The organism is Streptomyces wuyuanensis, from assembly GCF_900103455.1.
In the GTDB taxonomy this organism is placed as follows: domain Bacteria; phylum Actinomycetota; class Actinomycetes; order Streptomycetales; family Streptomycetaceae; genus Streptomyces; species Streptomyces wuyuanensis.
The window spans coordinates 401,156-424,189 of sequence record NZ_FNHI01000001.1 but is presented as its reverse complement, the minus strand read 5'-3'; the positions used below and the strand labels follow the sequence as shown (position 1 = coordinate 424,189).

Annotated in this window: 21 protein-coding genes and 1 pseudogene; 14 read left to right on the top strand and 8 right to left on the bottom strand. The window is 73.5% G+C overall.

The window, feature by feature from the left end; translation table 11 throughout:
• The first annotated feature begins 54 nt into the window (after positions 1–54).
• Positions 55–1,032 (top strand): annotated as a pseudogene (locus BLT82_RS01755) (SDR family NAD(P)-dependent oxidoreductase).
• A 91-nt stretch (positions 1,033–1,123) separates the two neighbouring features.
• Here BLT82_RS01755 and BLT82_RS01750 read toward each other — a convergent pair.
• The gene (locus tag BLT82_RS01750; protein WP_093651965.1) at positions 1,124–1,501 is read right to left on the bottom strand and encodes a DUF488 domain-containing protein; all 378 of its coding nucleotides are present in this window, start codon (positions 1,499–1,501) and stop codon (positions 1,124–1,126) included.
• Positions 1,502–1,618: 117 nt separating this feature from the next.
• Between BLT82_RS01750 and BLT82_RS01745 the strand changes: the two genes are divergently transcribed.
• Positions 1,619–2,647: an SPFH domain-containing protein gene (locus BLT82_RS01745; protein WP_093651964.1), complete on the top strand. Its 1,029-nt coding sequence runs from the start codon at positions 1,619–1,621 to the stop codon at positions 2,645–2,647.
• Positions 2,644–3,639, top strand: coding sequence for an NAD(+)/NADH kinase (locus BLT82_RS01740; RefSeq protein ID WP_093651963.1), 996 nt, complete (start codon positions 2,644–2,646; stop codon positions 3,637–3,639). The genes BLT82_RS01745 and BLT82_RS01740 overlap by 4 nt, the downstream gene beginning before the upstream one ends.
• Before the next feature lie 293 nt (positions 3,640–3,932).
• Here the strand turns inward: BLT82_RS01740 and BLT82_RS01735 are convergent, their stop codons facing one another.
• Both BLT82_RS01735 and BLT82_RS01730 read right to left on the bottom strand, forming a co-directional pair.
• On the bottom strand, positions 3,933–4,178 hold the full coding sequence (locus BLT82_RS01735) for an acyl-CoA carboxylase subunit epsilon (protein ID WP_093651962.1): 246 nt from the start codon (positions 4,176–4,178) through the stop codon (positions 3,933–3,935).
• Between the two features lie 7 nt (positions 4,179–4,185).
• Positions 4,186–5,433: a cytochrome P450 gene (locus tag BLT82_RS01730; protein ID WP_093651961.1), complete on the bottom strand. Its 1,248-nt coding sequence runs from the start codon at positions 5,431–5,433 to the stop codon at positions 4,186–4,188.
• Between the two features lie 284 nt (positions 5,434–5,717).
• Here BLT82_RS01730 and BLT82_RS01725 point away from each other — a divergent pair, with 284 nt between their 5' ends.
• The 3 genes from BLT82_RS01725 to BLT82_RS01715 all read left to right on the top strand — a co-directional run bounded on the left by BLT82_RS01725 (position 5,718) and on the right by BLT82_RS01715 (position 8,666).
• Positions 5,718–6,794: a type III polyketide synthase gene (locus BLT82_RS01725; RefSeq protein ID WP_093651960.1), complete on the top strand. Its 1,077-nt coding sequence runs from the start codon at positions 5,718–5,720 to the stop codon at positions 6,792–6,794.
• Between the two features lie 151 nt (positions 6,795–6,945).
• Positions 6,946–8,109: a cytochrome P450 gene (locus tag BLT82_RS01720; RefSeq protein WP_093652214.1), complete on the top strand. Its 1,164-nt coding sequence runs from the start codon at positions 6,946–6,948 to the stop codon at positions 8,107–8,109.
• On the top strand, positions 8,106–8,666 hold the full coding sequence (locus tag BLT82_RS01715; RefSeq protein WP_093651959.1) for a cupin domain-containing protein: 561 nt from the start codon (positions 8,106–8,108) through the stop codon (positions 8,664–8,666). Before BLT82_RS01720 ends, BLT82_RS01715 begins: the two co-directional genes overlap by 4 nt.
• Here BLT82_RS01715 and BLT82_RS01710 read toward each other — a convergent pair.
• Positions 8,641–8,943 carry a hypothetical protein gene (locus tag BLT82_RS01710; RefSeq protein ID WP_093651958.1) on the bottom strand — a complete coding sequence of 101 codons (303 nt, stop codon included), beginning with the start codon at positions 8,941–8,943 and terminating at the stop codon, positions 8,641–8,643. The genes BLT82_RS01715 and BLT82_RS01710 overlap by 26 nt on opposite strands.
• Before the next feature lie 199 nt (positions 8,944–9,142).
• Between BLT82_RS01710 and BLT82_RS01705 the strand changes: the two genes are divergently transcribed.
• Positions 9,143–10,309: a serine hydrolase domain-containing protein gene (locus BLT82_RS01705; protein WP_093651957.1), complete on the top strand. Its 1,167-nt coding sequence runs from the start codon at positions 9,143–9,145 to the stop codon at positions 10,307–10,309.
• A 27-nt stretch (positions 10,310–10,336) separates the two neighbouring features.
• On the opposite strand, the gene BLT82_RS01700 is transcribed toward BLT82_RS01705, so the two are convergent.
• Together BLT82_RS01700 and BLT82_RS01695 are read right to left on the bottom strand one after the other, a co-directional pair.
• On the bottom strand, positions 10,337–11,446 hold the full coding sequence (locus tag BLT82_RS01700) for a sensor histidine kinase (RefSeq protein WP_093651956.1): 1,110 nt from the start codon (positions 11,444–11,446) through the stop codon (positions 10,337–10,339).
• Positions 11,447–11,451: 5 nt separating this feature from the next.
• Entirely contained in the window at positions 11,452–12,408 is a 957-nt protein-coding gene (locus BLT82_RS01695) for a response regulator transcription factor (protein ID WP_093651955.1), read from the bottom strand.
• Between the two features lie 245 nt (positions 12,409–12,653).
• On the opposite strand from BLT82_RS01695, the gene BLT82_RS01690 reads away from it, so the two are divergent.
• Positions 12,654–13,064, top strand: coding sequence for a VOC family protein (locus BLT82_RS01690; protein ID WP_093651954.1), 411 nt, complete (start codon positions 12,654–12,656; stop codon positions 13,062–13,064).
• Here the strand turns inward: BLT82_RS01690 and BLT82_RS01685 are convergent.
• Together BLT82_RS01685 and BLT82_RS01680 are read right to left on the bottom strand one after the other, a co-directional pair.
• Positions 12,986–13,732 (bottom strand): helix-turn-helix domain-containing protein, encoded by a 747-nt coding sequence (locus tag BLT82_RS01685; protein WP_093651953.1) that lies wholly within the window; start codon positions 13,730–13,732, stop codon positions 12,986–12,988. The genes BLT82_RS01690 and BLT82_RS01685 overlap by 79 nt on opposite strands.
• A gap of 143 nt (positions 13,733–13,875) precedes the next feature.
• Positions 13,876–15,201: a YihY/virulence factor BrkB family protein gene (locus BLT82_RS01680; protein ID WP_093651952.1), complete on the bottom strand. Its 1,326-nt coding sequence runs from the start codon at positions 15,199–15,201 to the stop codon at positions 13,876–13,878.
• A gap of 17 nt (positions 15,202–15,218) precedes the next feature.
• Here BLT82_RS01680 and BLT82_RS01675 point away from each other — a divergent pair, with 17 nt between their 5' ends.
• The 6 genes from BLT82_RS01675 (at position 15,219) to BLT82_RS01655 (ending at position 23,002) form a co-directional block, all read left to right on the top strand.
• A complete protein-coding gene (locus BLT82_RS01675; RefSeq protein WP_093651951.1) occupies positions 15,219–16,892 on the top strand; it encodes an acyl-CoA dehydrogenase family protein in 1,674 nt (557 codons plus the stop codon).
• A gap of 400 nt (positions 16,893–17,292) precedes the next feature.
• Positions 17,293–18,576: a GAF domain-containing protein gene (locus BLT82_RS01670; protein ID WP_208867639.1), complete on the top strand. Its 1,284-nt coding sequence runs from the start codon at positions 17,293–17,295 to the stop codon at positions 18,574–18,576.
• Between the two features lie 214 nt (positions 18,577–18,790).
• The gene (locus BLT82_RS01665) at positions 18,791–20,173 is read left to right on the top strand and encodes an FAD-binding oxidoreductase (RefSeq protein WP_093651949.1); all 1,383 of its coding nucleotides are present in this window, start codon (positions 18,791–18,793) and stop codon (positions 20,171–20,173) included.
• A 135-nt stretch (positions 20,174–20,308) separates the two neighbouring features.
• Entirely contained in the window at positions 20,309–20,875 is a 567-nt protein-coding gene (locus BLT82_RS01660) for a GNAT family N-acetyltransferase (RefSeq protein ID WP_093651948.1), read from the top strand.
• A gap of 196 nt (positions 20,876–21,071) precedes the next feature.
• Positions 21,072–21,155, top strand: coding sequence for a putative leader peptide (locus BLT82_RS38770; RefSeq protein ID WP_352105732.1), 84 nt, complete (start codon positions 21,072–21,074; stop codon positions 21,153–21,155).
• Between the two features lie 149 nt (positions 21,156–21,304).
• Positions 21,305–23,002, top strand: a complete 1,698-nt coding sequence (locus BLT82_RS01655; RefSeq protein WP_093651947.1) for a nitrite/sulfite reductase — start codon at positions 21,305–21,307, stop codon at positions 23,000–23,002.
• Positions 23,003–23,034 lie beyond the last annotated feature (32 nt).

Genomic DNA, 23,034 nt, shown 5'->3' with positions numbered 1-23,034 from the left:
TGCGTTTGCGTTTGCGTTTGCGTTCGAGTGCGCTCCAAGGCCCAGCATCGAAGCATGAGCACTCGACAGCACAAGATCGGTTCGGGTTTCGGGGCCCGGAGCACCACGCCGGACGTTCTGCAGGGCATCGACCTCACCGGAAGGCTGGCCGTCGTCACGGGCGGCTACTCGGGCCTCGGACTGGCGACCACCCGGGCCCTGGCCGGTGCCGGCGCCTCGGTCGTCGTACCGGCCCGCCGTCCGGCCGCCGCCGAGGAGGCCCTCGCCGGCGTCGGCGGCGTGGAGGTCGACGAGCTCGACCTCGCCGACCTCGAGAGCGTCCGCGGCTTTGCCGCTCGGTTCCTCGACTCGGGCCGCGACATCGACATCCTGATCGGCAACGCCGGGATCATGGCCAGCCCGGAGACACGGGTGGGGCCGGGCTGGGAGGCCCAGTTCGCCACGAACCACCTGGGTCACTACGCCCTCGTCAACAGGCTCTGGCCCGCGATCGCGAGCGGCGGCGGGGCGCGGGTCGTCTCGGTCTCCTCCCGCGGGCACCAGCTCTCCGGCATCCGCTGGGACGACCCCGACTTCGCGGACGGCTACGACAAGTGACAGGCGTACGGGCAGGCGAAGACGGCCAACGTGCTGTTCGCCGTACAGCTCGACGCGCTCGGCCGGAAGGCCGGGGTCCGGGCGTTCGCCGTCCATCCCGGCGAGATCATCACCGAACTCGTGCGCCATCTGCCCGAGGAGGAGATGGTAGGGCGGGGATGGATCGACGAGCAGGGCACACCGCTCGACCCGAGCTTCAAGACGCCGGAGCAGGGCGCGGCGACGCAGGTGTGGGCGGCCACGTCGCCCCGCCTGGCGGACATGGGCGGTCTCTACCTCGAGGACTGCGACGTGGCCGAGGCGCTCGGCGAGGACGCGACGGACGAACTGACCAGCGGGGTACGGCCCTATGCGACCGACCCCGGAGACGCGGCGCGGCTGTGGGCGCTGTCGGCGGAACTCACGGGAGTCGACGCCTTCGCTCCCGCCCGCTGACCCCCGCGCCTCCTCCCGGCCGGGGCGGGTGGCACGGCCCGGCCGCGGACGAGCGGGCGGGCGGGCTGCCCGCCGGGCGGCGGATCCGTTCCTACCGGCTCGCGGGCGGCGGAGCGGACTTCTCCAGCACGTCGACGAGCGTGGGGACATGGCTGTCCCCGACGCTCTTCACCGAGGTGACGAGGGTTACCGGTCCGCCGCGGACGAGTTCGCGCAACTGCTCCAGGGCCTGCGCGGCCGGGCCGTCCTCCAGTTCGCTGCGGTAGCGGGCCTCGAACTCGTGGTACCGGGAGCGGTCGTGGTGGTACCAGCCGCGCAACTCGCCCGACGGGGCGACGTCCTTGAGCCAGGCGTCGACGGCGGCCCGTTCCTTGGAGACGCCGCGCGGCCAGAGTCTGTCGACGAGTACGCGGGTGCCGTCGTCCGGTTCGGGGTCGTCGTAGACCCTGCGGACGTTGATGGTCGCCATCCCGCCAGCCTGCTGTGCGGCACCGCGCCGCGCAAGCGCAGCGAGGCAAATTTCGTCGGATTGACGATAAACGCTCTACTCGATATCGTCGCAATGACGAGAAGAGGGGGTTGTCGCATGTCCGACATCACCAGGCGCCTCGGCTGGCGCCATCTGCGTTCCGCGCCCACCGTCCACGTCCGCCACCACCGCCGCGGCAGGCTGGTCCACGACGGTCCCGGCCTCAGCTTCTGGTTCCGCGCGCTCACCGCCGCACTGTCCGAAGTCCCCGTCGACGACCGGGAACTGGCCATGACCTTCCACGCCAGGACGTCCGACTTCCAGGACGTGTCGGTGCAGGCGACGGTGACGTACCGGATCAGCGACCCGGCCACGGCGGCCGCCCGGCTGGACTTCTCCGTCGACCCGGACACCGGCGCCTGGCGGGGCGCACCGCTGGAGCAGATCTCGACGCTGCTGACCGAGACCGCCCAGCAGCACGCGCTGGACGTGCTGGCCCGCACCCCTCTGTCGGCCGCGCTGGTCGACGGCGTCGCGGCCGTGCGCGAGCGGATCGGCGGCGGGCTGGGCGCGGAGCCGCGGCTCTCCGACACGGGCATCGAGGTGGTGGCGGTCCGCGTCATCGCCCTGCGGCCGGAACCCGAGGTCGAACGGGCCTTGCGCACACCGGCGCGCGAGCAGATCCAGCAGGAGGCCGACCGCGCGACGTACGAGCGGCGGGCGGTGGCCGTGGAGCGGGAGCGGGCCATCGCGGAGAACGAGCTGGCCAGCAGGATCGAACTCGCCCGGCGGGAGGAGCGGTTGGTCGACCAGAAGGGCACCAACGCCCGGCGCGAGGCCGAGGAGGGCGCCGCGGCGGACGCCGTGCGCGCCGAGGCGGAGGCCGCCCGGAGGGTGCGGCTCGCCAAGGCCGAGGCGACGGCGGCGAGGGAGGTGGGCGAGGCCCGCGCCGGGGCCCAGGCCGCCTGGCTGCGGGTGCACTCCGAGGCCGACCCGGCCACCCTGCACGCCCTCGCCGTCACCCGGCTCGCGGAGAACCTGCCTCGCGTCGACAGCATCACCCTCTCCCCCGACGTCCTCACCGGACTGCTCGCACGGCTGGGCGGCACGGGAACCGGCACGGGAACGGGAACGGAGGGCGCGTGAGCCTCGCCCCGCGCGCGGTGATCGTGCACCGCACGACCGAGTACGAGGAACTGCTCGCCCGTCACGGCACACACGGGCAGGCCGAGTTCTTCCTGTCCTCACGCGGCCGCGGCATCCGTGAGGTCGCCGATCGGCACCGGCGCACCGGTCGGGCGCTGGCCACCGTCTCGGCGGCGGTGCCGCCCCAGTGGCGCCGGGCCCGGGTGGAGCGGGCGGACCTCGACCGCTTCCTGTTCGCCCCCGAGGACGTGGTGGTCGTGGCCGGACAGGACGGGCTCGTCGCCAACACGGCGAAGTACCTGGCCGGTCAGCCGGTAGTGGGCATCGACACCGACCCCGGGCGCAACGCCGGCGTACTGGTGCGGCACCGGCCCGACGAAGCGGGCCCGCTGCTGCGGGCCGCCGTGTCGCGCGGTGCCGCGGTGGACGAGCTCACCATGGTGGAGGCCGTGGCCGACGACACCCAGCGGCTCGTGGCGCTCAACGAGATCTACCTGGGGCGGCCGGACCACCAGACGTCCCGCTACCGGCTGGACCTCGACGGCCCGGGTCCCCCGGCGGGGCACCCCGAGACGGCTGGGAACACCGGCCCTGCGGGGGTCGCGGCGCGAGGCGGCAGCGACGGAGGTGGCGGAAGCGTCGTGGGCGGGGGAGGTGAGGTCCAGGCGTCCTCCGGGGTCCTCGTCGGCACCGGGACGGGCGCGACCGGCTGGCTGCGGTCGCTGTGGCGGGAACGCGGCGGCAGCCGGCCGCTGCCGGCACCCGCCGAGGCCCGGCTGCTGTGGTTCGTCCGCGAGGCGTGGCCCTCCCCCGCCACCGGGACGTCGCTGGTGGAAGGGGACCTCACGGCCGGGCGCCGACTGCGGCTGACCGTCGAGTCCGACCGGCTGGTGGCCTTCGGCGACGGCATGGAGTCCGACGCGCTGGAGCTGACCTGGGGCCAGTCGGTCCGCGTGGGGGTGTCGGACACATCGCTGCGGCTCCTCGTCTGACCGCTTCCGGGGGACGCGTCCGGTCGCCTTCGAGGGCGCTGCCACGACGGCACCGCCACGGGCCCGCCGTCCCGACGTCGCCGTCCCGGGGCGGACTCCGGCGGGGATGCGTCGGCCCCGCCGGCCGGAGGGGGCGGCGGGCGGGGCCGTTCGCGGGGCGGCATGGGGGGGTGCCGCCCCCTTCGTGGGGGCAATCGCTGACTCCGGATACCCGGGGCGTGCGGGTTCATGCGCGGTGCTTCCCATCGGTCGCGCGCGGGGACGGCCGCCCGAGGGGCGCCGCCCGGCCGGGGTCAGCGGCTGCCCGGGTCGAACGCCGTCACCGTCCGGTCCCGTTCCCGCCAAGAGCCGCTGGGCTGGAAGCCGCCTCCCCAGGCCCGGTCCCAGTGGGCGCGCCGCGATCCGCCGTCCGGTGCGCCGCCGCCGGCGGTGGCGCGGGGGGTGGAGCGGCGGTGGGCGACAACGGTCAGCACGGCCATGACGGCGGCCAGTTCCTCGGCGTCCGGAGCGCCGTGCACGATGCGCAGGTCCACGTCCATTGCGGCCTCACCAGCTCACCGGGAGCGACTTGGGCCCGCGGATCAGCGCGCCCTCCTGCCAGGCGATCTCCTCCGGAGGCACCGCGAGGGCCAGCCGCGGGTAGCGGCGCAGCAGCGTCGCGAGCATCACCTCGGACTCCATCCGCGCCAGCATCGGGCCCACGCAGTGGTGCGGGCCGAACCCGAACGACAGATGGGCGGCGGCCGGGCGGTCGAAGTCGAGGGCGTGCGGGTCGGGGAAGACCTCGGGGTCCCGGTTCGCGGCCAGGTAGGAGCAGTAGACCGCCTCGCCGGCCGCGATGCGTACGCCGCCGACCTCCACGTCCTCGGTGGCGATCCTCGGCAGGCCCACGCCGTTGCGGTGCGGGATGTACCGCAGCAGTTCCTCGACCGCCCGCGGCAGCAGTCCGGGCTCGGCACGCAGCCGCGCCAGTTGCTCCGGACGGGTGAGAAGCGCGTACACCATGTTTGCGCTGTTGTTGCGGACCGCGTGCGCTCCGCTCACCAGGATCGCCGTCGCCATCGACAGCGCCTCGTCCTCGCTGATCTCCCCGTCGGCGGCGGCGGCGGCGAGCACCCCGGCCAGGTCGTCAGCCGGCTCCGCGCGCCTGCGGGCGAGGAGTGCTTCGACGACCTCGCGGACCGACTTCCTGCCCTCCTGGCTTCGGGCCGGTGCCGGGCCCGGCGTCATGATCACATCCGTCCAGGAGATCATCCCGGCACGGTCCTCCTCCGGCAGACCCAGCAGGTCGCCGACGACGGACAGCGGGAACGGCCCGTGCAGATGCCGCACCAGATCGGCCGGGGAGCCGTGCCGCTCCATCTCGTCCAGCAGGGCGTCGGCGGTCCGCTGGGCCAGGGGTCTCAGCCGCTCCATGCTGCCGCCGGTGAAGGCGCGGGCGACGACCCGGCGCATGGTCGTGAGGTGCGGCGGGTCCGTGTAGTTGAGGGCGGCGTGCCGCGAGGCGATGGCATGCGGAGAACCGCTGGTGACGTCCCGGTCCGCGAGGGCCCGGCGGCTGAACCGGGGGTCCGACGTGACCGACTTGACGTCGTCGTGGCGCGTCACGAGCCAGGCGGTGCCCTCGCCGTACGGCAGCCGGATGCGTACCACCGGCTCGTCGCGGAGGACTGTGGTCAGGAACGGGTCGAAGTCCAGGGCCCTCAGGTCCTCGAGGCTCCAGTGGCGAACGTCCTCGTCCCCCCGTGGACCGGGTCCGGAGACGGCCGGCGTCCCGGGTTCTGACGTCTCCACGTTCAACTCCCAACGTCCGACGCCCGATGCCGCCGCGGCCCCCCGGTCTCGCCGGGTGAGCGGAGCGGGCGGCGTTCAACGGTTCCGACATCCCTTCCCGGCCGACGCGCGATCGGGACGGCCGCCGCCCCGCCATCACCCGGACGGGCCAGCGTTTCCCGGCCGGCCCGCCGCCGGGACGCCATCACCCGGACGGACCAGCCACAGGGGCTTTCCTCGGCGGGCACGAACGGGTGACCTCCCGGATCCTTTTGGAGGGGAACACGAGAGAAGGGCGCACCATCATGGCCACTCTGTGCCGACCGGCGGTGTCCGTACCCGAACACGTGATCACCATGGAGCAGACCCTGGACCTGGCGCGGACCGTTCACGCGGACCACCCGCAACTGGACCTGGCACTTCGCCTGATCCGGAACACGGGGGTGGAGAAGCGGCACCTGCTGCAGCCGATCGAGGAGACGCTGAAGCATCCCGGCTTCGAACACCGCAACGCCGTCTACGAGTCCGAGGCGAAGGCCCGGGTGCCCGCGGTGATCGAGCGGGCGCTCGCCGACGCGGAGCTCCGGCCCGTCGACATAGACGTGATCATCTACGTGTCGTGCACCGGCTTCATGATGCCGTCGCTCACCGCCTGGCTGATCAACTCCATGGGCTTCCGCACGGACGCCCGTCAGGTGCCGATCGCCCAGCTCGGCTGTGCGGCCGGGGGCGCGGCGGTCAACCGTGCCCACGACTTCTGCACGGCCTACCCGGAGGCCAACGCCCTCATCGTGGCCTGCGAGTTCTGTTCGCTCTGCTACCAGCCCACCGATCTGGACGTGGGGAACCTGCTGTCCAACGGGCTCTTCGGCGACGGCCTCGCCGCCGCTGTGGTGCGCGGCCGCGGCGGTCACGGCGTCGCGCTGGAGCGCAACGGCTCCTACCTGGTGCGCGACACCGAGGACTGGATCGCCTACGACGTCCGTTCCACGGGCTTCCACTTCAAACTGGACCGGCGGGTTCCGGGCACCATGGAACCGCTGGCACCGGCACTGAGGGCGCTTGCGGCCGAACACGGCTGGGACGCCGCCTCGCTGGACTTCTACATCGTCCACGCGGGCGGTCCGCGCATCCTCGACGACCTGGGGAAGTATCTCGGGGTGCCGCCCGACGCGTTCCGGTTCAGCCGGGCCACGCTCACCCAGTACGGGAACATAGCCAGCGCCGTCGTCCTCGACGCCCTGCGCAGGCTGTTCGACGAGGGCTCGACCCGGCACGCGGCGCGCGGCATCCTCGCCGGCTTCGGCCCGGGCATCACCGCCGAGATGAGCCTGGGGCGCTGGACCGAGGCCGAGGTGCCGGCCCCCGCGGGAAGGAACTGACGTGCGGGACGAAGCTTCCACGACCACGACCACGACCACCCCCGCGACCACGACCCCGACGACGGCCAAGGCCTCGACGACCACGGCGGCGACGGGAGCCACCACTGCGGCGGCCGCGTCCGCCCCCCTTCCCCCGGTCCGCTTCTGGCCGGTGCGGGACCTGACCGGGGTGGAGTTCGACCCGGACCTCGCGGCACTGATGCGGGAGGGACCCGTGACGCGCATCCGGCTCCCCAACGGCGAGGGCTGGGCCTGGCTGGTGTCGCGCCACGAGGACGTACGGACGGTGACGAACGATCCGCGCTTCAGCCGCAGGGCGGTGGTCGGCAGCGACGTCACCCGTCTCGCACCGCACTTCATCCCGGTGGACGGGGCCGTCGGCTTCGAGGATCCGCCCGACCACACCCGGCTGCGCCGAGCCGTCGCCCCCGCGTTCACCACCCGCGGCGTGGAGCGGCTGCGCTGGCGGGCGCAGGCCATGCTCGACGAACTCGTCGACGGGGTGCTGCGCGACGGGCCGCCCGCCGATCTGGTCGCACGCGTCCTCGCGCCGTTCCCGCTGGCCGTCGTCTGCGAACTGATGGGTGTGCCCGCCGCGGACCGCCCGGCCATGCACGAGTGGACCTCGCTCATCCTGTCCTCCGCCGAGGGCGCCGAGCGCAGCGAGCGGGCCAGGAACGCGATGTGCGACTACTTCGCCGGGCAGCTGGCCGAGCGCCGCGGCACCGGCGGCGAGGACGTCGTCGCACTGCTGTCGGCGGCCGTCGCGGGCGGGGAGATCACCGAGGCGGAGGCTGTAGGACTGGCGCTGCTGATCCAGATCGGCGGTGAGGCGGTCACCAACAACACCGGGAACATGGCGTACATCCTGCTGACCCGGCCCGATCTGATGGACCGGCTGTGCCGGGACCCCGGGGTGCGCGCCACGGCCGTCGACGAACTGCTGCGGTGGATACCGCACCGCAACGGCGTGGGGCTGTGCCGCATCGCCACGGAGGACGTGACCGTCGGCGGCCGGGAGATCCGCCGGGGCGAGGCCGTCTACGTGTCGTACCTCGCCGCCAACCGGGATCCGGACGTCTTCGCCGACCCGGACGGGATCGTGCTGGACCGCAGCCCCAATCCGCACGTGGCGTTCGGGTACGGCCCGCACTACTGCGTCGGCGCCCTGCTCGCCCGGCTGGAGACCGAACTGCTGTTCTCCGCCATGGTGGACCGCTTCCCGGGGATGCGCCTCGCCGTGCCGGCGGAGGAACTGCGCTGGCGGCCCGGGGCGTTGATCCGGGGGCCCGAGGGATTGCCGGTGGTCTGGTGACCTCCCACATCCAGGCGCCCCGGGGCGCGGACACCACGTCGGCGGAGGGGCTGCTGGTGCCCGGGGGCCACGGCCGCACACTGCGCGCGGCCGCCCAGGAGGTGACGTTCAAGGTCACCGGTGAGCACTCCCGTGTGTCGTCCAGTTTCGAGGTGGTCGTCCCTCCGGGGTTCGACGTCGGGGCGCATGTGCACGCCCGGAGCGAGGAGCTCTTCTACGTGCTCGAGGGCGAGCTGGACATGCTCGCCTTCGAGCCGCGGGTGCGGACGGACGGCGACTGGCGTGACTGGGAGTCCCCGTCGGGGAGGCGTCCGGTGCGCGCCGGCCCGGGCACGGTCGTCGTCGTGCCGCCCGGCTGTCCGCACGCGTTCGCGAACCGGACGGGGAAACCCGCGCGGATGTTCTTCCAGGCCTCCCCGCCACCCGACCACGAGCGGTACTTCGAGGAGCTGATCGGCATCCTCGATTCGGGCGGCCCGCCGGACCACGACGCGATCGCCCGGCTCCGCGCCCGTTACGACATCGAGCAGCTCACGCCCCTGCGCCACGAGGCGTGACGCGGGCGGGACGCGGGACGCGGCACGCCGCCGGGCCCGGAGGGTTCGTGCGGTGCAGCCCCGTCACCAGACCGAACAGCGTCTCCTCGTTGCCCAGGAGCCCCGCCGCGGCGAGGGCCTCGTCGGCCTCCGCCATGGGAGCGCTGAGCAGCACGGGAGGGGGCGGCGCGTCGGCGCCGGGAGGTTCGGCGAGCGCGGCGCGCACGGCGCCGAGGAGGCGCAAGTACGCCTGGGCGGCGGCTCGTTCACGGGACGTCATCACAGCGGTGCCACTCATCGGTCGGCCGTTCCTCTCGGGTCGTCTCGCGTCATATGTGACGGTGCACCCGCCACCCTGCCCTACGGCACTGACAACGCCTCCCCGGCCCGCTCCCGTTGGGGTGGCCGCTCGTGTGGCCTTCCCGACTGTCCGACCAGTCGGTATGTTCCTGCCACCGGCCGGTGCACGACGGCGCACGACGGACCAGGGAGGGGCCATGGGCGACATCGGGGCACGGATCGAGGGCCGGTGCGACACGCGGTTCGCCGCGGTCCGCACCGCCTTCGAGGAGAACTTCGGCGAACGCGGGGAACTGGGCGCCGCCGTGGCGGTCCGGGCCGGCGGGCGGACGGTGGTCGACCTGTGGGGCGGCTGGGCGGACGCGGCGCGCACCCGGCCCTGGGAGCGGGACACCGTCGTCAACGTCTGGTCGACGACGAAAGGACCCACCGCACTGTGCGCGCACGTCCTCGCCGACCGGGGGCTGCTCGACCTGGACGCACCGGTGGCCTCGTACTGGCCGGAGTTCGCCGCCGCCGGCAAGGAGACCGTCCTCGTCCGCCACCTGCTGTCGCACCGCTCGGGCCTCGCCGGCCTGCGTGCGCCCCACACGTTCGCCGAACTCTGCGACTGGGAGCTCACGGTGGCGCGGCTGGCCGCGACCGAGCCGTGGTGGGAGCCGGGGACCCGGTCCGGCTACCACGCCATGACCTACGGCTTCCTGGTCGGCGAGGTGGTGCGGCGCGTCACGGGTCTGCTGCCCGGCGCGTTCCTGCACGAGGAGGTGACGGGGCCGTGCGGCGTCGACTTCTCCGTCGGACTGCCGCGGAAGGAGTACCACCGCACCGCCGAGCTGGTTCACGCACCCGCCGCGTCGGCCGGCGAACAGGCCGCGGTCTTCGCCCAGTTGGAGCCCGTGGCACTGGCCGCCCTGGCCAACCCCGCCGTGGGCGCCCGGGAGGCCAACAGCCCGGAGTGGCGGGCCGCCGAGATCCCGGCCGCCAACGGCCACGGCACCGCCCGCGCCGTCGCCGAGCTGTACGGGACAGTCGCCTCGGGCGGTCTGCTCGGGGGCCGCCGGGTGCTGTCGGCCGCCGCCGCTGAGCGGGTCCGCGAGGGCCAGGGCCCCTGCCGGGACCTCGTCCTCGGCGCGGGCTTGGCCCATGACACCGAGGTCGCGCTCGGGTTGTGGCTGAGCGGCCCCCACGGATCGTACGGCCCCAACCCGCGGGCCGTCGGCCACGACGGCTTCGGCGGCTCCTGCGGGCTCGCGGACCCGGAGGCGGAGCTGTCGATGGGGTACGTCATGAACCGCATGGGCTCACGGATCGCCGACGACCCGCGCAAGATGGCGCTCGTCGAGGCGGTGTACCGGTCGCTGTGACGCCGCGCCCGCGCATCGGCGCCACCGTCACGGAGCTGCCGGCAGAGTCACCTCGAAGCGGCAGCCGCCCGACACGTTGTGCACACCGGCGCGGCCGTCGTGCGCCTCGACGATGCCCCGCACGATCGCGAGACCGAGGCCGGCTCCCGCCGGAGGGGTCCGGGCCTCGGTACCGCGCCAGCCCGTGTCGAAGACCCTCGGCAGTTCCTCCTCCGGGATACCGCCGCAGCCGTCGGTCACGGACAGCACGACGGAGTCCTCCCGGCGTTCGGCGGCCACCGCGACCGTCCCGTCTGCCGGTGTCCGCCGGATCGCGTTGACCAGCAGGTTGGCCAGAACCCTCGTCATCTCCTCGGCGTCCACCTCGATCGGCACCGGTTCCACCCGGTCCCCCACGAGCCGTACGCCGTGCTCCCGGGCCAGCGGGCCGGCGCCCGCCAGCGCGTCGCCGACCAGGTCGTGCGCGGAGATCCGGGTGGGGGTGAGCGCGAGCGCGCCGGCGTGGATGCGGGACAGTTCGAACAGATCGCCGACCATCCGGTTCATCCGCTCGACCTCGGCGCGGATCTGCCGGAAGTACCGCTGCGGGTCGGGGGCGACCCCGTCCTCCAGCGCCTCCGACATGGCCCGCAGCCCGGCGAGCGGGGTGCGCAGATCGTGCGAGATCCAGGCGACGAGTTCCCTCCGGGAGGTCTCCAGCGCACGTTCCCGCTCGCGGGACTCGGCGAGCCTGGCGCTGGTGGCGGCGAGTTCCCTGCCCAGCTCGGCGAGCTCGGCCGTGGCATCGCCGCCGGGCGCGGCGAAGCTGCCGTCCTCCCCGAAGGTGCGGGCGGCGCGGGCGAGTTCACGGCTGCGGGCGACGACCCACCGGCCGAGCAGCAGGGCCGTTGCGAGGGACACGACCGCGGCCATCGCGACGACCGTGGTGACGACGGTCAGATCGTGCGGGGACAGGAACATCGCACGGGCGACCGCCAGGGTTCCGGCGAGCATCGCCACGACGGCCACGCCGGCGACCACGGTCAGCGACACGGTGACGGACCGCCGGCGCAGCATCCGCAGCACCACGGCGCCGGCCAGGCCGGCCGCGGCAGCACCGAGGAAGGCGAAGAGGGCGATGAGGAGGACGTCGCGCACGCCACTCACGCCCCGTCCGCACCGGCGGCGCCCTCGCCGGCAGCGCCCTCGCCGGCGGTCCGGCCGTCCGGTTGCCCCTCCGGCGTCCGGTCGTCCGGTCGTCCATCCCGCGTCCGGCCGTCAGGCGCGCCCCCGCCGGGCGTCCGGTCGCCCGCCATCCGGCCGGAACCCTGCGGCGAGGTCCTGGCTCCGCCGTCGTGGTGGGCCGCCCCCTCCGGCCTCGGGGTCCAGGCGGGGCCGGCCGGCCCCGCCGATGCCGACGGCCGTTCCGGCTCCGCGGGTGCGTCGAAGCGGTAGCCGACGCCCCAGACCGTGTGGATCAGGCGCGGCCGGGCCGGATCGTCCTCGATCTTGCCGCGCAGCCGCCGCACGTGGACGGTGACCGTCGACAGGTCACCGAAGTCCCAGCCCCACACGTCCTGCATCAGGGTCTCGCGCCCGATGGCCTGCCCGCGGTGACGCATGAGGTGCAGGAGCAGGTCGAACTCCCGCAGGGTGAGGCCGATTTCCGTACCGTTCTTGGTGACCCTGCGGGCAGCCGGGTCCACGGTGATTCCGGCGCAGCCGAGCACGGGCCCGCCGGGGGCGGCTTCGGCGGCCGCCCGGCCGCGGCGCAGCACGGACTCGACCCGCAGGACCAGTTCGCGCGGGCTGAACGGCTTGGTGACGTAGTCGTCGGCGCCGGTCTCGAGTCCCAGGATCCGGTCGTCCTCGTCCCCGCGCGCGGTCAGCATGATCACCGGAACGGGCCCCCGGCCGCGGAGCCTTCGGCAGACCTCGAGGCCGTCCATGCCCGGCAGCATCAGATCGAGGACCACCAGATCCGGCCATTGCCCGCCCGCGGCCTCCAGGGCTCCGGGCCCGTCCGAGGCGCGGGCCACCGTGAACCCGGCCCGTTCCAGATAGCCGGTGACCACTTCGGCGACGGTCGGATCGTCGTCGACGACCAGGATGTTGTGCATGGACCCATTCTTCTCCGCCCGGCCCCCCCGGGCGCGCGCCGCACCCCCTTACGAATCGGTGACACCACCTCCCGTTCCGGCGCCAGGAGGGGAAGAGCCGCCCGCGCCCGTCGGCATCGGTGCGGTCTCGCCGCCGGCCTGGGCGCGGCAGGCGGCACCGATGCCCGCATCCCTCCCCGCCGCCTTCGGCAGCCACGTCCGATTCCTTCAAGACCACGCCCGGTCACCGCCTCTACGGTGGCCGCATGACTCCACGACTCGATGCCGTCGGCCTGGTCGTCTCCGACATGGCCGCCTCGCTCGCCTTCTACCGCCGGCTCGGCCTGGACATCCCCGAGGGGGCCGAGTCCGCGCCGCACGTCGAGGCCGTACTGCCCGGTGGGCCGCGCGTGCTGTTCGACACCGAGGACACCATCCGCTCCTTCGACCCCGGCTGGAAGCGCCCCGAGGGCGGGGACCGGGTGGGTCTCGCCTTCCTCTGCGACAGCCCCGCCGAGGTGGACAAGTTGTACGAAGAGCTCGTCGGAGCGGGCCATCGCGGCCACCTCGCGCCCTGGGACGCGGTCTGGGGACAGCGCTACGCGGTCGTCCTCGACCCGGACGGCGCCGGGGTGTCACTGTTCGCAGGCCAGGACCCGGAGGTCAGCTCCGCGTAGCGGCCGAGGGTGAGCCCGGTCAGGTCCCGCATCTCGCGCGCGAGGTGCGCCTGGTCGGAGCAGCCCGCGGCCAGGGCGGCCCCGGCATACGGCACGCCGTCCCGTAGGAGGGCCAGGGCGCGTTGCAGCCGCAGCACTCGGGCGAGTGTCTTCGGCCCGTAGCCGAAGGCGTCCAGGGAGCGGCGGTGCAGCTGACGGGCGCCCAGCCCGACGGCGGCGGCGGTCGAAGCCACCGTCCCGCCCGCGTCCAGTCCCTCCACGACGGCCCGCAGCAACGGGTCGGGCGGGGGTGCGTCCGCCGCGTGCCGCAATGCCACGGCCTCCAGCGCGGCGACCCGGTCCGGCGAGTCGGTGATCCGGTCCGCCAGCGACCGCACCCGTCGGGCGGGCCAGACGTCGGAGAGGTCCACGCGCAGATCACGCAGTTCGTGGGCGGGGACTCCGAAGAAGGCGGGCGCCGCTCCGGGCGGGAAACGCACGCCGGCCCAGGCGGCTCGGGCGCCGTCGGGCGGCTGCGCGTGGGTGTCGGGCCCGGCGACCAGCAGCCGGCCCTCGGTCCACAGCAGGTCCATGCAGCCGTCGGGCAGAACGGGCACCGCAGGGCCGGGGCCGGGCTCGTTGTGCCAGACGACGGCGCCGTCCAGCAGGGAAGCCCGTTCCGCGTACATGCTGTCGAGGCTAGGACATGGCCCGGAGGTTCTGCGCCTCTCCGGTCTCCGGCGGCTCCGGTCTCCGATCTCCGGATCTCCACTGCCCTCGCCGGAGCGCCGGTTCCCGTTCAGAGCTGCGCCACGGCCCGCAGGCTCCCCCGTCAGAGCTTCTGCTCGCCCTTGTCGCCGTCCCTGTCCCGGTCGCCGTCTCCGTCCTTGCCACGGGTGTCCCGGCCACGGGTGTCCTCGTCACGAGGGTCCCGGCCACGGGTGTCCTCGTCACGGGGGTCCCGGCCACGGGTGTCCTCGTCACGGGGGTCCCGGCCACGGGGCTCCTTCCGGTCGCGAGCGTCCCGGGTGTCCCGGTCGCGGTGCTCCCGGCTGCCCTGGAGCCGGGACCGCACATCGTCCGGGGGCAGGAACTTCGACCAGCGCTCGGGGAACTCCGAGGGCATGTCCCCGCCGCCCTCCTCCCAGTCCTCGCTGTCCCCCTCCGCCGCCCGCGCGCGGGCGACCAGCTCGGCGGCGTGAGCGGCCCGGGCACGCTGGTTCGCGGCGCGCGCGGCGGCCGTGGTGACCGACGGCCAGACCCGGTCGATGGCGGCGTTGACGGCGGCGCCGACGAGGACCGCGAACGCCGAGATGCCGATCCACAGCAGCACGGCGATGGGCGCGGCGAGGGAGCCGTAGATGGTGGGGCCCTCGACGGTGCTGGTCAGATAGATGCGCAGCAGGAAGCTGCCGAGGAACCACATGCCGAGGGCCACGAGCGCGCCCGGGACGTCCTCCACCCACGGCGAGCGGACCGGCACGGACACGTGGTAGAGCGTGGTGAGGAAGGCGACGGACAGCAGGATCACCACCGGCCAGTACAGGAGGGTGACGAGGTCCGCGCCGAACGGCACGAACTCGACGACCCGGTCCGGGCCGACCACGGCGAGCGGCAGCACGACGGCGCCGATCAGCAGCGCGATCAGATAGAGCAGGAAGGCCAGCAGCCGGGTGGCGACGATGCCGCGCTGGCCGTCGAGCCCGTACATCACGGTGATGGTGTCGATGAAGACGTTCACCGCGCGGGAGCCTGACCACAGCGCGATGGCGAATCCGAGGGAGATGACGTCGGGGCGGCCGCCGCGGGTGACGTCCTCCAGCAGGGGTTTGGCGATGTCGTTGACGCCGCGGTCGGACATGACGGTGCCGGCGGCGCGGAGGATGTTCTCCTGGATGGACGCGACGGTGGTGGTGCTGGTCCAGTCGTCGACGTAGCCGAGCAGCCCGAGCAGCCCGAGCATCAGCGGCGGCAGGGACAGCAGGGTGAAGAACGCGGCCTCGGCCGCGAGCCCCAGGATCCGGTACTCGATGCACGAGTTGACCGTGTCCTTCAGCAGCAGCCAGGCGAGCTTCCGCTTGGAGACGTTGCGGTAGAGGGCTCGGGCCCGGTGGAGCCGGCCGGCGGGCCGGTCGGGTGTTTCGTTTGCTGCCTGCACCTCCTTACCGTATCGGCATGGCGACCAGCACCCACACCGTGACCAACCAGCCTCCGCCCCTGGTGGCGTACGACGTGTTCTCCGCGGACCGTGCGCTCGCCGAGGCGGTCGAGCGGCACCTCGACCCCGGGGTCCACGGCACGGCGCGGCGGGAGCTCGCGGAGCTCGGCCGGGCCGCGGGATCGGCCCAGGCGCAGCGGTGGGCCGTCCAGGCCGACACCAACCCGCCGGTGCTGCGCACGCACGACCGGTACGGCAACCGGATCGACGAGGTCGACTTCCATCCGGCGTGGCACCGGCTGCTGGGCAAGGCGGTCACCTCGGGTCTGACGAACGCCTGGGGACGGCCCGGCGGGCATGTGCGGCGCGCTGCCGGGTTCCTCGTCTGGTCGCAGACGGACGCCGGGCACGGCTGCCCGGTCTCGATGACGCACGCGGCGGTGCCCGCGCTGCGCGCCGATCCGGAACTCGCGGCCGAGTGGGAGCCGCGGCTGACGTCGGCGGTGTACGCGCAGGGGCTGCGGCCCGCCGCGCGGAAGCCGGGCGTGCTGTTCGGGATGGGCATGACGGAGAAGCAGGGCGGCAGCGACGTCCGCGCGATCACGACCCGGGCCGTGCCGCTGGCCGCCGCCGGGGAGTACGTGCTGACCGGGCACAAGTGGTTCTGCTCGGCGCCGATGAGCGACGGGTTCCTGGTGCTGGCCCAGGCGCCCGGCGGGCTGGCGTGCTTCCTGGTGCCCCGGGTGCTGGACGACGGGACGCGGAACGCGTTCGCGATCCAGCGGCTGAAGGACAAGCTGGGCAACCGCTCGAACGCGTCGGCCGAGGTGGAGTTCGCCGGCACCTGGGCGCGCCGGGTCGGCGAGGAGGGGCGCGGGGTGCGCACCATCATCGGGATGGTGGCTGCCACCAGGCTCGACTGCGTGCTCGGTTCGGCGGCCCTGATGCGGCAGGCGGTGGCGCAGGCCGTCCACCACGCCGCGTCCCGGAGCGCGTTCGGCGGCCCGCTCGTCGACAAGCCCCTGATGCGCAACGTTCTGGCCGATCTGGCGCTGGAGTCGGAGGCGGCGACGGTGCTGGCGATGCGGCTGGCCGCGGCGTACGACGCCGCGGAGCAGGGCTCGGAGTCGGAGCGCGCCCTGCTGCGGCTCGCGGTGCCGGCGGCCAAGTACTGGGTCACCAAGCGGTGTACGCCGGTCGCGGCGGAGGCGCTGGAGTGCCTGGGCGGGAACGGCTATGTGGAGGAGTCGGGGATGCCGCGGCTGCTGCGGGAGTCGCCGCTCAACTCCGTCTGGGAGGGTTCGGGCAACATCCAGGCGCTGGACGTGCTGCGGGCGCTGCGGGGTGCGCCCCGGGCTGCCGGCCGCGGGGGGCGGGAGACGCTTCCCATGGACGCCTTCCTCCGGGAGGTGGGCCTGGCCAGGGGCGCCGACCACCGGCTGGACGGCGCGATCAAGGGGATGCTGACGGAGCTGGCGGATCTGGAGTCCGCGGAAGTGCGGGCGCGGCGGCTGGCCGAGCGGATGGCGCTGGTGCTGCAGGGGTCGCTGCTGGTGCGCTGGGCGCCGCCGGAGGTCGCGGACGCGTTCTGCGCCTCGCGGCTGGGCGGTGACTGGGGGTCGGCGTTCGGAACACTGCCGTACGGGCTGAACCAGGCAGCGGTGGTGGAACGGGCGCGGGTCGAAGTGTGAAATGGCACGGGTGGAGGCGTGAACGGGCGCATATGGAGGCGTGAACGGCAGTGCCGTGCGCCGGTGGCCGCACCTATGCGCCTTCGGCGTTGCCGAACGGGCTGACCTGCGCAAAAGCGGGGGGTGGTGCTGCGCCGACACGGCACCACCCTCCGCTCTTGTCACCTTCACCCACCCGTCGGTCGTTGGCCAGAGTTGCAGACCGTTGCAGAAGATGGCCGAACTCCGCTTCGGGGTCCGGACACGGGCGGCACGATGGTTCCGGACGGTCCGCGGTGGCTCGCGCACCGAGCAGAACCGATACGGCACGACCGGCCCGCAGCACCGTGCGGACGGCCGGCCCGCACCATGCGCACGACCACCTGCACCAATCGGCGCCGACCACGGCGGGGGACTTCCGATGAGGAACACGGCTCTGGACATGTCACGGCTGAGCACCGTGGACGCCGCGCACGCGGCCCATGTGCTGCACCAGGTGCGCGCGGCGACGCTGGCGGGGCGACGCCCGCCGATCCCGCCCCGGCCGGTCATCGACGCGTCGTGGCAGCGGATGCTGCGGCTCGGGCTGGACCCCGACCGTTCCACGAGCAGTGTGCTGCTCCAGCGGGACGAACTGGAGCACCGGCGCCGGTCGACCGCGCTCGCCGAGGTGATGCACACGCTGAGCGGTGGGCTCACCGCGATCGCCGACGCCTCCGTCCAGATCATGGTGGTGACGGACTGTCAGGGCCGGGTGCTGTGGCGGGAGGGCAACGCCGGCGTGCTCCGGCAGGCCGACACCATCTGCCTGGAGGAGGGCGCGGCCTGGAGCGAGGACAGCACCGGCACCAACGCCATCGGCACCGCCCTCGCGGCCAGGCGGCCGGTCCAGGTGCACTCGGCGGAGCACTTCGTCCGCACCCTGCACAACTGGACCTGCGCGGCCGCGCCGGTGCAGGACCCGCGCGACGGACGGCTCCTGGGCATCGTCGACGTCAGCGGACCGGCGTCCGGTTTCCATCCGGCGACGCTCGCGCTGGTCAGGTCGGTGGCGCAGCTCGCCGGGGCGGAGCTGCGCGAGCGTCATCTGCGGCAGATCGAACGGCTCCGCTCGGTCGCGGCGCCGATCCTGTGCCGCGTCGGCGGCCGGGCGCTCGCCGTGGACGTGCACGGCTGGACGGCGGCCGTCACCGGTATGGCGCCGGTGGACCGGCTGCGGCTGCCCAAGTCGTTCCGGGCGGGCCGGGTGTGGCTGCCCTCGCTGGGGATGTGCACCGTGGAACCGCTGCCCGGGGGCTGGCTCGTGCGCCCGGACGAGTCACGGCCGGCCGAATCCGCGAGCCGGGTCGTGCTGGACCTGAGCCGCGCCCGCCGCTGGACCGTCGCGGTCTGCGGGCCCGCCGGCGGCTGGACCCAGGAACTGAGCCCCCGGCACGCCGAGCTGCTGTACGTGCTGGCGGTGCGCCGGCAGGGGCGTACGGCGGCGGAGCTCGCGGGCGATGTGTTCGGCGACCCGACGCGCACGGTGACGGTGCGCGCTGAAATGTCACGTGTCAGGCGCTACCTGTCCGGTGTGCTCGCGCACCGCCCGTACCGCTTCAGCGACGAGGTCGACGTGGAGGTCGTGCGCCCTGCGCACCCAGCGGACCTGCTGCCGCACTCCTCGGCCCCGGCCGTGGCTCAGGCGCGGGCCGGAGCCGGCTGACGCCCTGCGACCGCGGGCGGGTCCGGCTGTTGCGGGTGCAGGGGCCCGATGCAAGGCTGAAGTTGTCGGCCCTGAGGCGCCGTGCCGGTCGCCGACGGGCTCTGCCGACGCCCCCGCCCCACTGGTGCGGGGTGCGCCCACCCGATCCAGAGTGCGACCGGTGGGGACGGAGGGCAGGGGTGGGAGCCGGGCGCGCGCCCCTCAAGGAGTTCACATGGACAGCGCCACTCTCGATGCGCTGCGTGAGGCCCTGCGCGGGCCGGTGGTGGGTCCGCGCGACCCCGGGTACGACGAGACCCGGGCGATCTACAACGCGATGATCGACCGGCGTCCGGCCGCCTTCGCACGGTGCGTGGACGCGGCCGACGTGATGCGGACCGTCACGTTCGCCCGTGAGAAGGACCTGGAGCTGGCCGTACGCGGTGGAGGCCACAGCGGTCCCGGGCTCTGCCTGGTGGACGGCGGCCTCACCCTCGACCTGTCCCTGATGCGCTGGGTGCGCGTCGATCCCGTGACCCGGACCGCGCAGGTCGGGGGCGGCTCCGTCCTCGGCGACCTGGACCACGCCGGTCACGGCTTCGGGCTGGCGACCCCCGCGGGCATCATGTCGACGACGGGCGCCGGCGGCCTGACGCTCGGCGGCGGCCACGGCTATCTGACCCGCCGGTACGGGCTGACGGCCGACAACCTGATCGGCGCGGACGTCGTGCTCGCCGACGGCACCTTCGTGACGGTCTCCGAGGACGAGCGGCCCGACCTGTTCTGGGCCCTGCGCGGAGGGGGCGGGAACTTCGGCGTCGTCACGTCCTTCACGTACCGGCTCCACCCGGTGAACACGGTCGGGGTGGCGATCACCGTCTGGCCGGTGGAGAGCACCCGCGAGGTGCTGGAGTGGTACCGCGCCTTCCTGCCGGCGGCTCCGCGGGACGTCTACGGCTTCTTCGCCCTGCTGTGCGTGCCGCCGGGGCCGCCGTTCCCCGAGGAGATCCACGGGCGGAAGGTGTGCGGAGTGGTCTGGTGCGTGACCGGCGATCCGGCGCGGCAGGGTCTGGACGAGACCCTTTCCGCGGTACGCGACCCGGCCCCGCCGCTGTTCCACTTCACGACGCCGATGCCCTATCCCGCACTGCAGACCATGTTCGACGGGCTGATCCCGACGGGGCTCCAGTGGTACTGGCGGGGTGACTTCTTCGACCGGATCGCGGACGGTGCGATCGACGTGCACCTGAAGTACGGGGAGAACCTGCCGACCCCCCTGTCGACGATGCACCTGTACCCCGTCGACGGCGCGGCCCACGACGTGGCCCCCGGCGACACCGCGTGGGCCTACCGCGACGCTGTCTGGTCGGGTGTCATCGCCGGCATCGACCCGGACCCGGCGAACGCCGGGCTCATCAGGGACTGGGCGGTCGACTACTGGAACGCGCTGCACCCCTTCTCGATGGGCGGCGCCTATGTGAACTTCGTGGGGGCCGACGAGGGCCCGGAGCGGATCCGGGCCACGTACCGGGACCACTACGACCGGCTCCGGGAGATCAAGCACCGCTACGACCCGGACAACTTCCTCCACGCCAACCAGAACATCCCGCCCGCCTGAGGGCCGTCCGGCAGCCGGCGCCGCCCGCCAGGAGGGCGCCGCGCGCCGGGTCTGGGCCCCGGCCGCGCGCCCCGCACCGGACCGGGACCGGGTCCGCTTTGTCCCGGACGGGCCACCCGTGGTTCCCTGGCGGCCATGAGCATCACTGTGACCACGTGGTCCCTGGAGCAGACCTCGCCCGCCGATCTGCGCCCCGCCGCCGAGCCCGCGGGAGACGTACGGATCGTGCGCGCCGAGGTCCCCTCGCCGGAGTTCAGCCGCTTCCTCTACACGGCGGTCGGCGGGGACATCCGCTGGACCGACCGGCTGGGCCTCACGTACGCGCAGTGGGAGGAGACGCTGAGCAGGCCGGGCGTCGAGACGTGGGTGGCGTACGAGCGGGGCACGCCCGCCGGGTACGTCGAGCTGGAGGCGCAGGAAGAGGGCGCCGTCGAGATCGTGTACTTCGGGCTGATCCCGGCGTTCCGCGGCAGGCGGATCGGCGGTCATCTGCTGTCGTACGCCACCGCCCGCGCCTGGGACCTCGGGGAGCGCCGGCCGGAGCTGCCCCCGACGAAGCGGGTCTGGCTCCACACCTGCTCCAAGGACGGCCCGCATGCGATGGACAACTACCTGCGCCGCGGCTTCACGCTCTTCGACACCAAGGTGGAGGAGGAGCCGGAGGTCGCCACCCCCGGGCCGTGGCCCGGCGCCCTGGCCTGACCCCTCCCGGGAGCCCGGGGCCGCCCCGGGAAGGCTCCCGGCGCTGCGCCCGTCCCGGCCACGGGCGGCGCCCCGGCCCCGGCTCCCGCTCGGCGGGCCGGGGCCGAACTCATCGATGTCTCGTGATGCGGGACACTCTTGTCCACATTATGGATAACGGTGGACTGGGTCCAAAGTCCCGTGCCACGCTTCCGTCATGTCTCGAGCTGGAATTGCCTTGGTGAGTCGGCGGCACGTCGACCTCGGCCGCATGTCCAGCGCCATGTGTCGCGCGGACTGAGTGCCCTCGGGGGCCTTCGGCCCCGGCACCAGTTCATCCGCGTTCCCTGAGATCCCAGACCTCCGCGCATCGCCGCGCCCTCCCGTGACCCCGGGCGCGCATGTGCAGGTCAGAGCCGCCCTCCCGTAGTCCCGAAGGACGTACCCGCCATGGCCGCCACCCCCGGAAAGCCCGCCACCGCCACGCCCCGCCGCAAGGCCGGACGCCACCGCGGCGAGGGCCAGTGGGCCGTTGGCCACTTCACGCCCCTGAACGGCAACGAGCAGTTCAAGAAGGACGACGACGGTCTCAATGTGCGGACACGCATTGAGACGATCTACTCCAAGCGCGGATTCGACTCCATCGACCCCAACGACCTCCGCGGCCGGATGCGCTGGTGGGGCCTGTACACCCAGCGCAAGCCCGGGATCGACGGCGGCAAGACCGCGATCCTGGAGCCGGAGGAGCTGGACGACGAGTACTTCATGCTGCGCGTCCGCATCGACGGCGGACGGCTGACGACCGAGCAGCTGCGCGTCATCGGCGAGATCTCGCAGGAGTTCGCGCGCGGCACCGCCGACATCACCGACCGGCAGAACGTCCAGTACCACTGGATCCGCATCGAGGACGTGCCCGAGATCTGGGAGCGGCTGGAGGCCGTCGGCCTGTCCACCACGGAGGCGTGCGGCGACACCCCGCGCGTCATCCTCGGCTCGCCGGTGGCCGGGATCGCCGAGGACGAGATCATCGACGGCACCCCGGCCATCGAGGAGATCCAGCGGCGGATCGTCGGCAACAAGGCCTTCTCCAACCTCCCCCGCAAGTTCAAGTCGGCGATCTCCGGCTCCCCCCTGCTGGACGTGGCGCACGAGATCAACGACATCGCCTTCGTCGGGGTGAACCACCCCGAGCACGGCCCCGGCTTCGACCTGTGGGTCGGCGGCGGCCTCTCCACCAACCCGAAGATCGGCGTCCGGCTGGGCGCCTGGGTGCCGCTGGACGAGGTCCCGGACGTGTACGAGGGCGTCATCTCGATCTTCCGCGACTACGGCTACCGCCGGCTGCGCACCCGCGCACGGCTGAAGTTCCTGGTCGCCGACTGGGGTGCGGAGAAGTTCCGGCAGGTGCTGGAGGACGAGTACCTGGGGCGTCCGCTGACCGACGGCCCGGCGCCCGAGCAGCCCGTGCAGCGCTGGCGTGACCACGTCGGGGTGCACCGTCAGAAGGACGGCCGCTTCTACGTCGGCTTCGCGCCGCGCGTCGGCCGCGTCGACGGCGCCACCCTCACCAAGATCGCCGAGGTGGCCGAGGCACACGGCTCGGGCCGGCTCCGTACCACCGCCGAGCAGAAGATGATCGTCCTCGATGTCGAGGAGTCGCAGGTCGAGTCGCTGGTGTCCGCGCTGGAGTCGCTGGACCTGCGGGTCGCCCCGTCCCCGTTCCGGCGCGGCACGATGGCCTGCACCGGCATCGAGTTCTGCAAGCTGGCCATCGTCGAGACCAAGGCACGCGGCGCCGCGCTGATCGACGAACTCGAGCGCCGCGTCCCCGGGTTCGACGAGCCGATCACCATCAACATCAACGGCTGCCCCAACGCGTGCGCCCGTATCCAGGTGGCGGACATCGGTCTCAAGGGCCAGTTGGTGCTGGACGAGAACGGCGAGCAGGTCGAGGGCTTCCAGGTGCACCTGGGCGGTGCGCTGGGCCTGGAGGCCGGCTTCGGCCGGAAGGTCCGCGGGCTGAAGGTCACCTCCGCCGAGCTGCCCGACTACGTCGAGCGCGTCCTCAAGCGCTTCCAGGCGGAGCGCGCGGACGGCGAGCGCTTCGCCACCTGGGCGGCGCGGGCCAGCGAAGAGGCACTCTCATGAGTCACGCGCACGCGGCCACCGGGCCGCGGCCG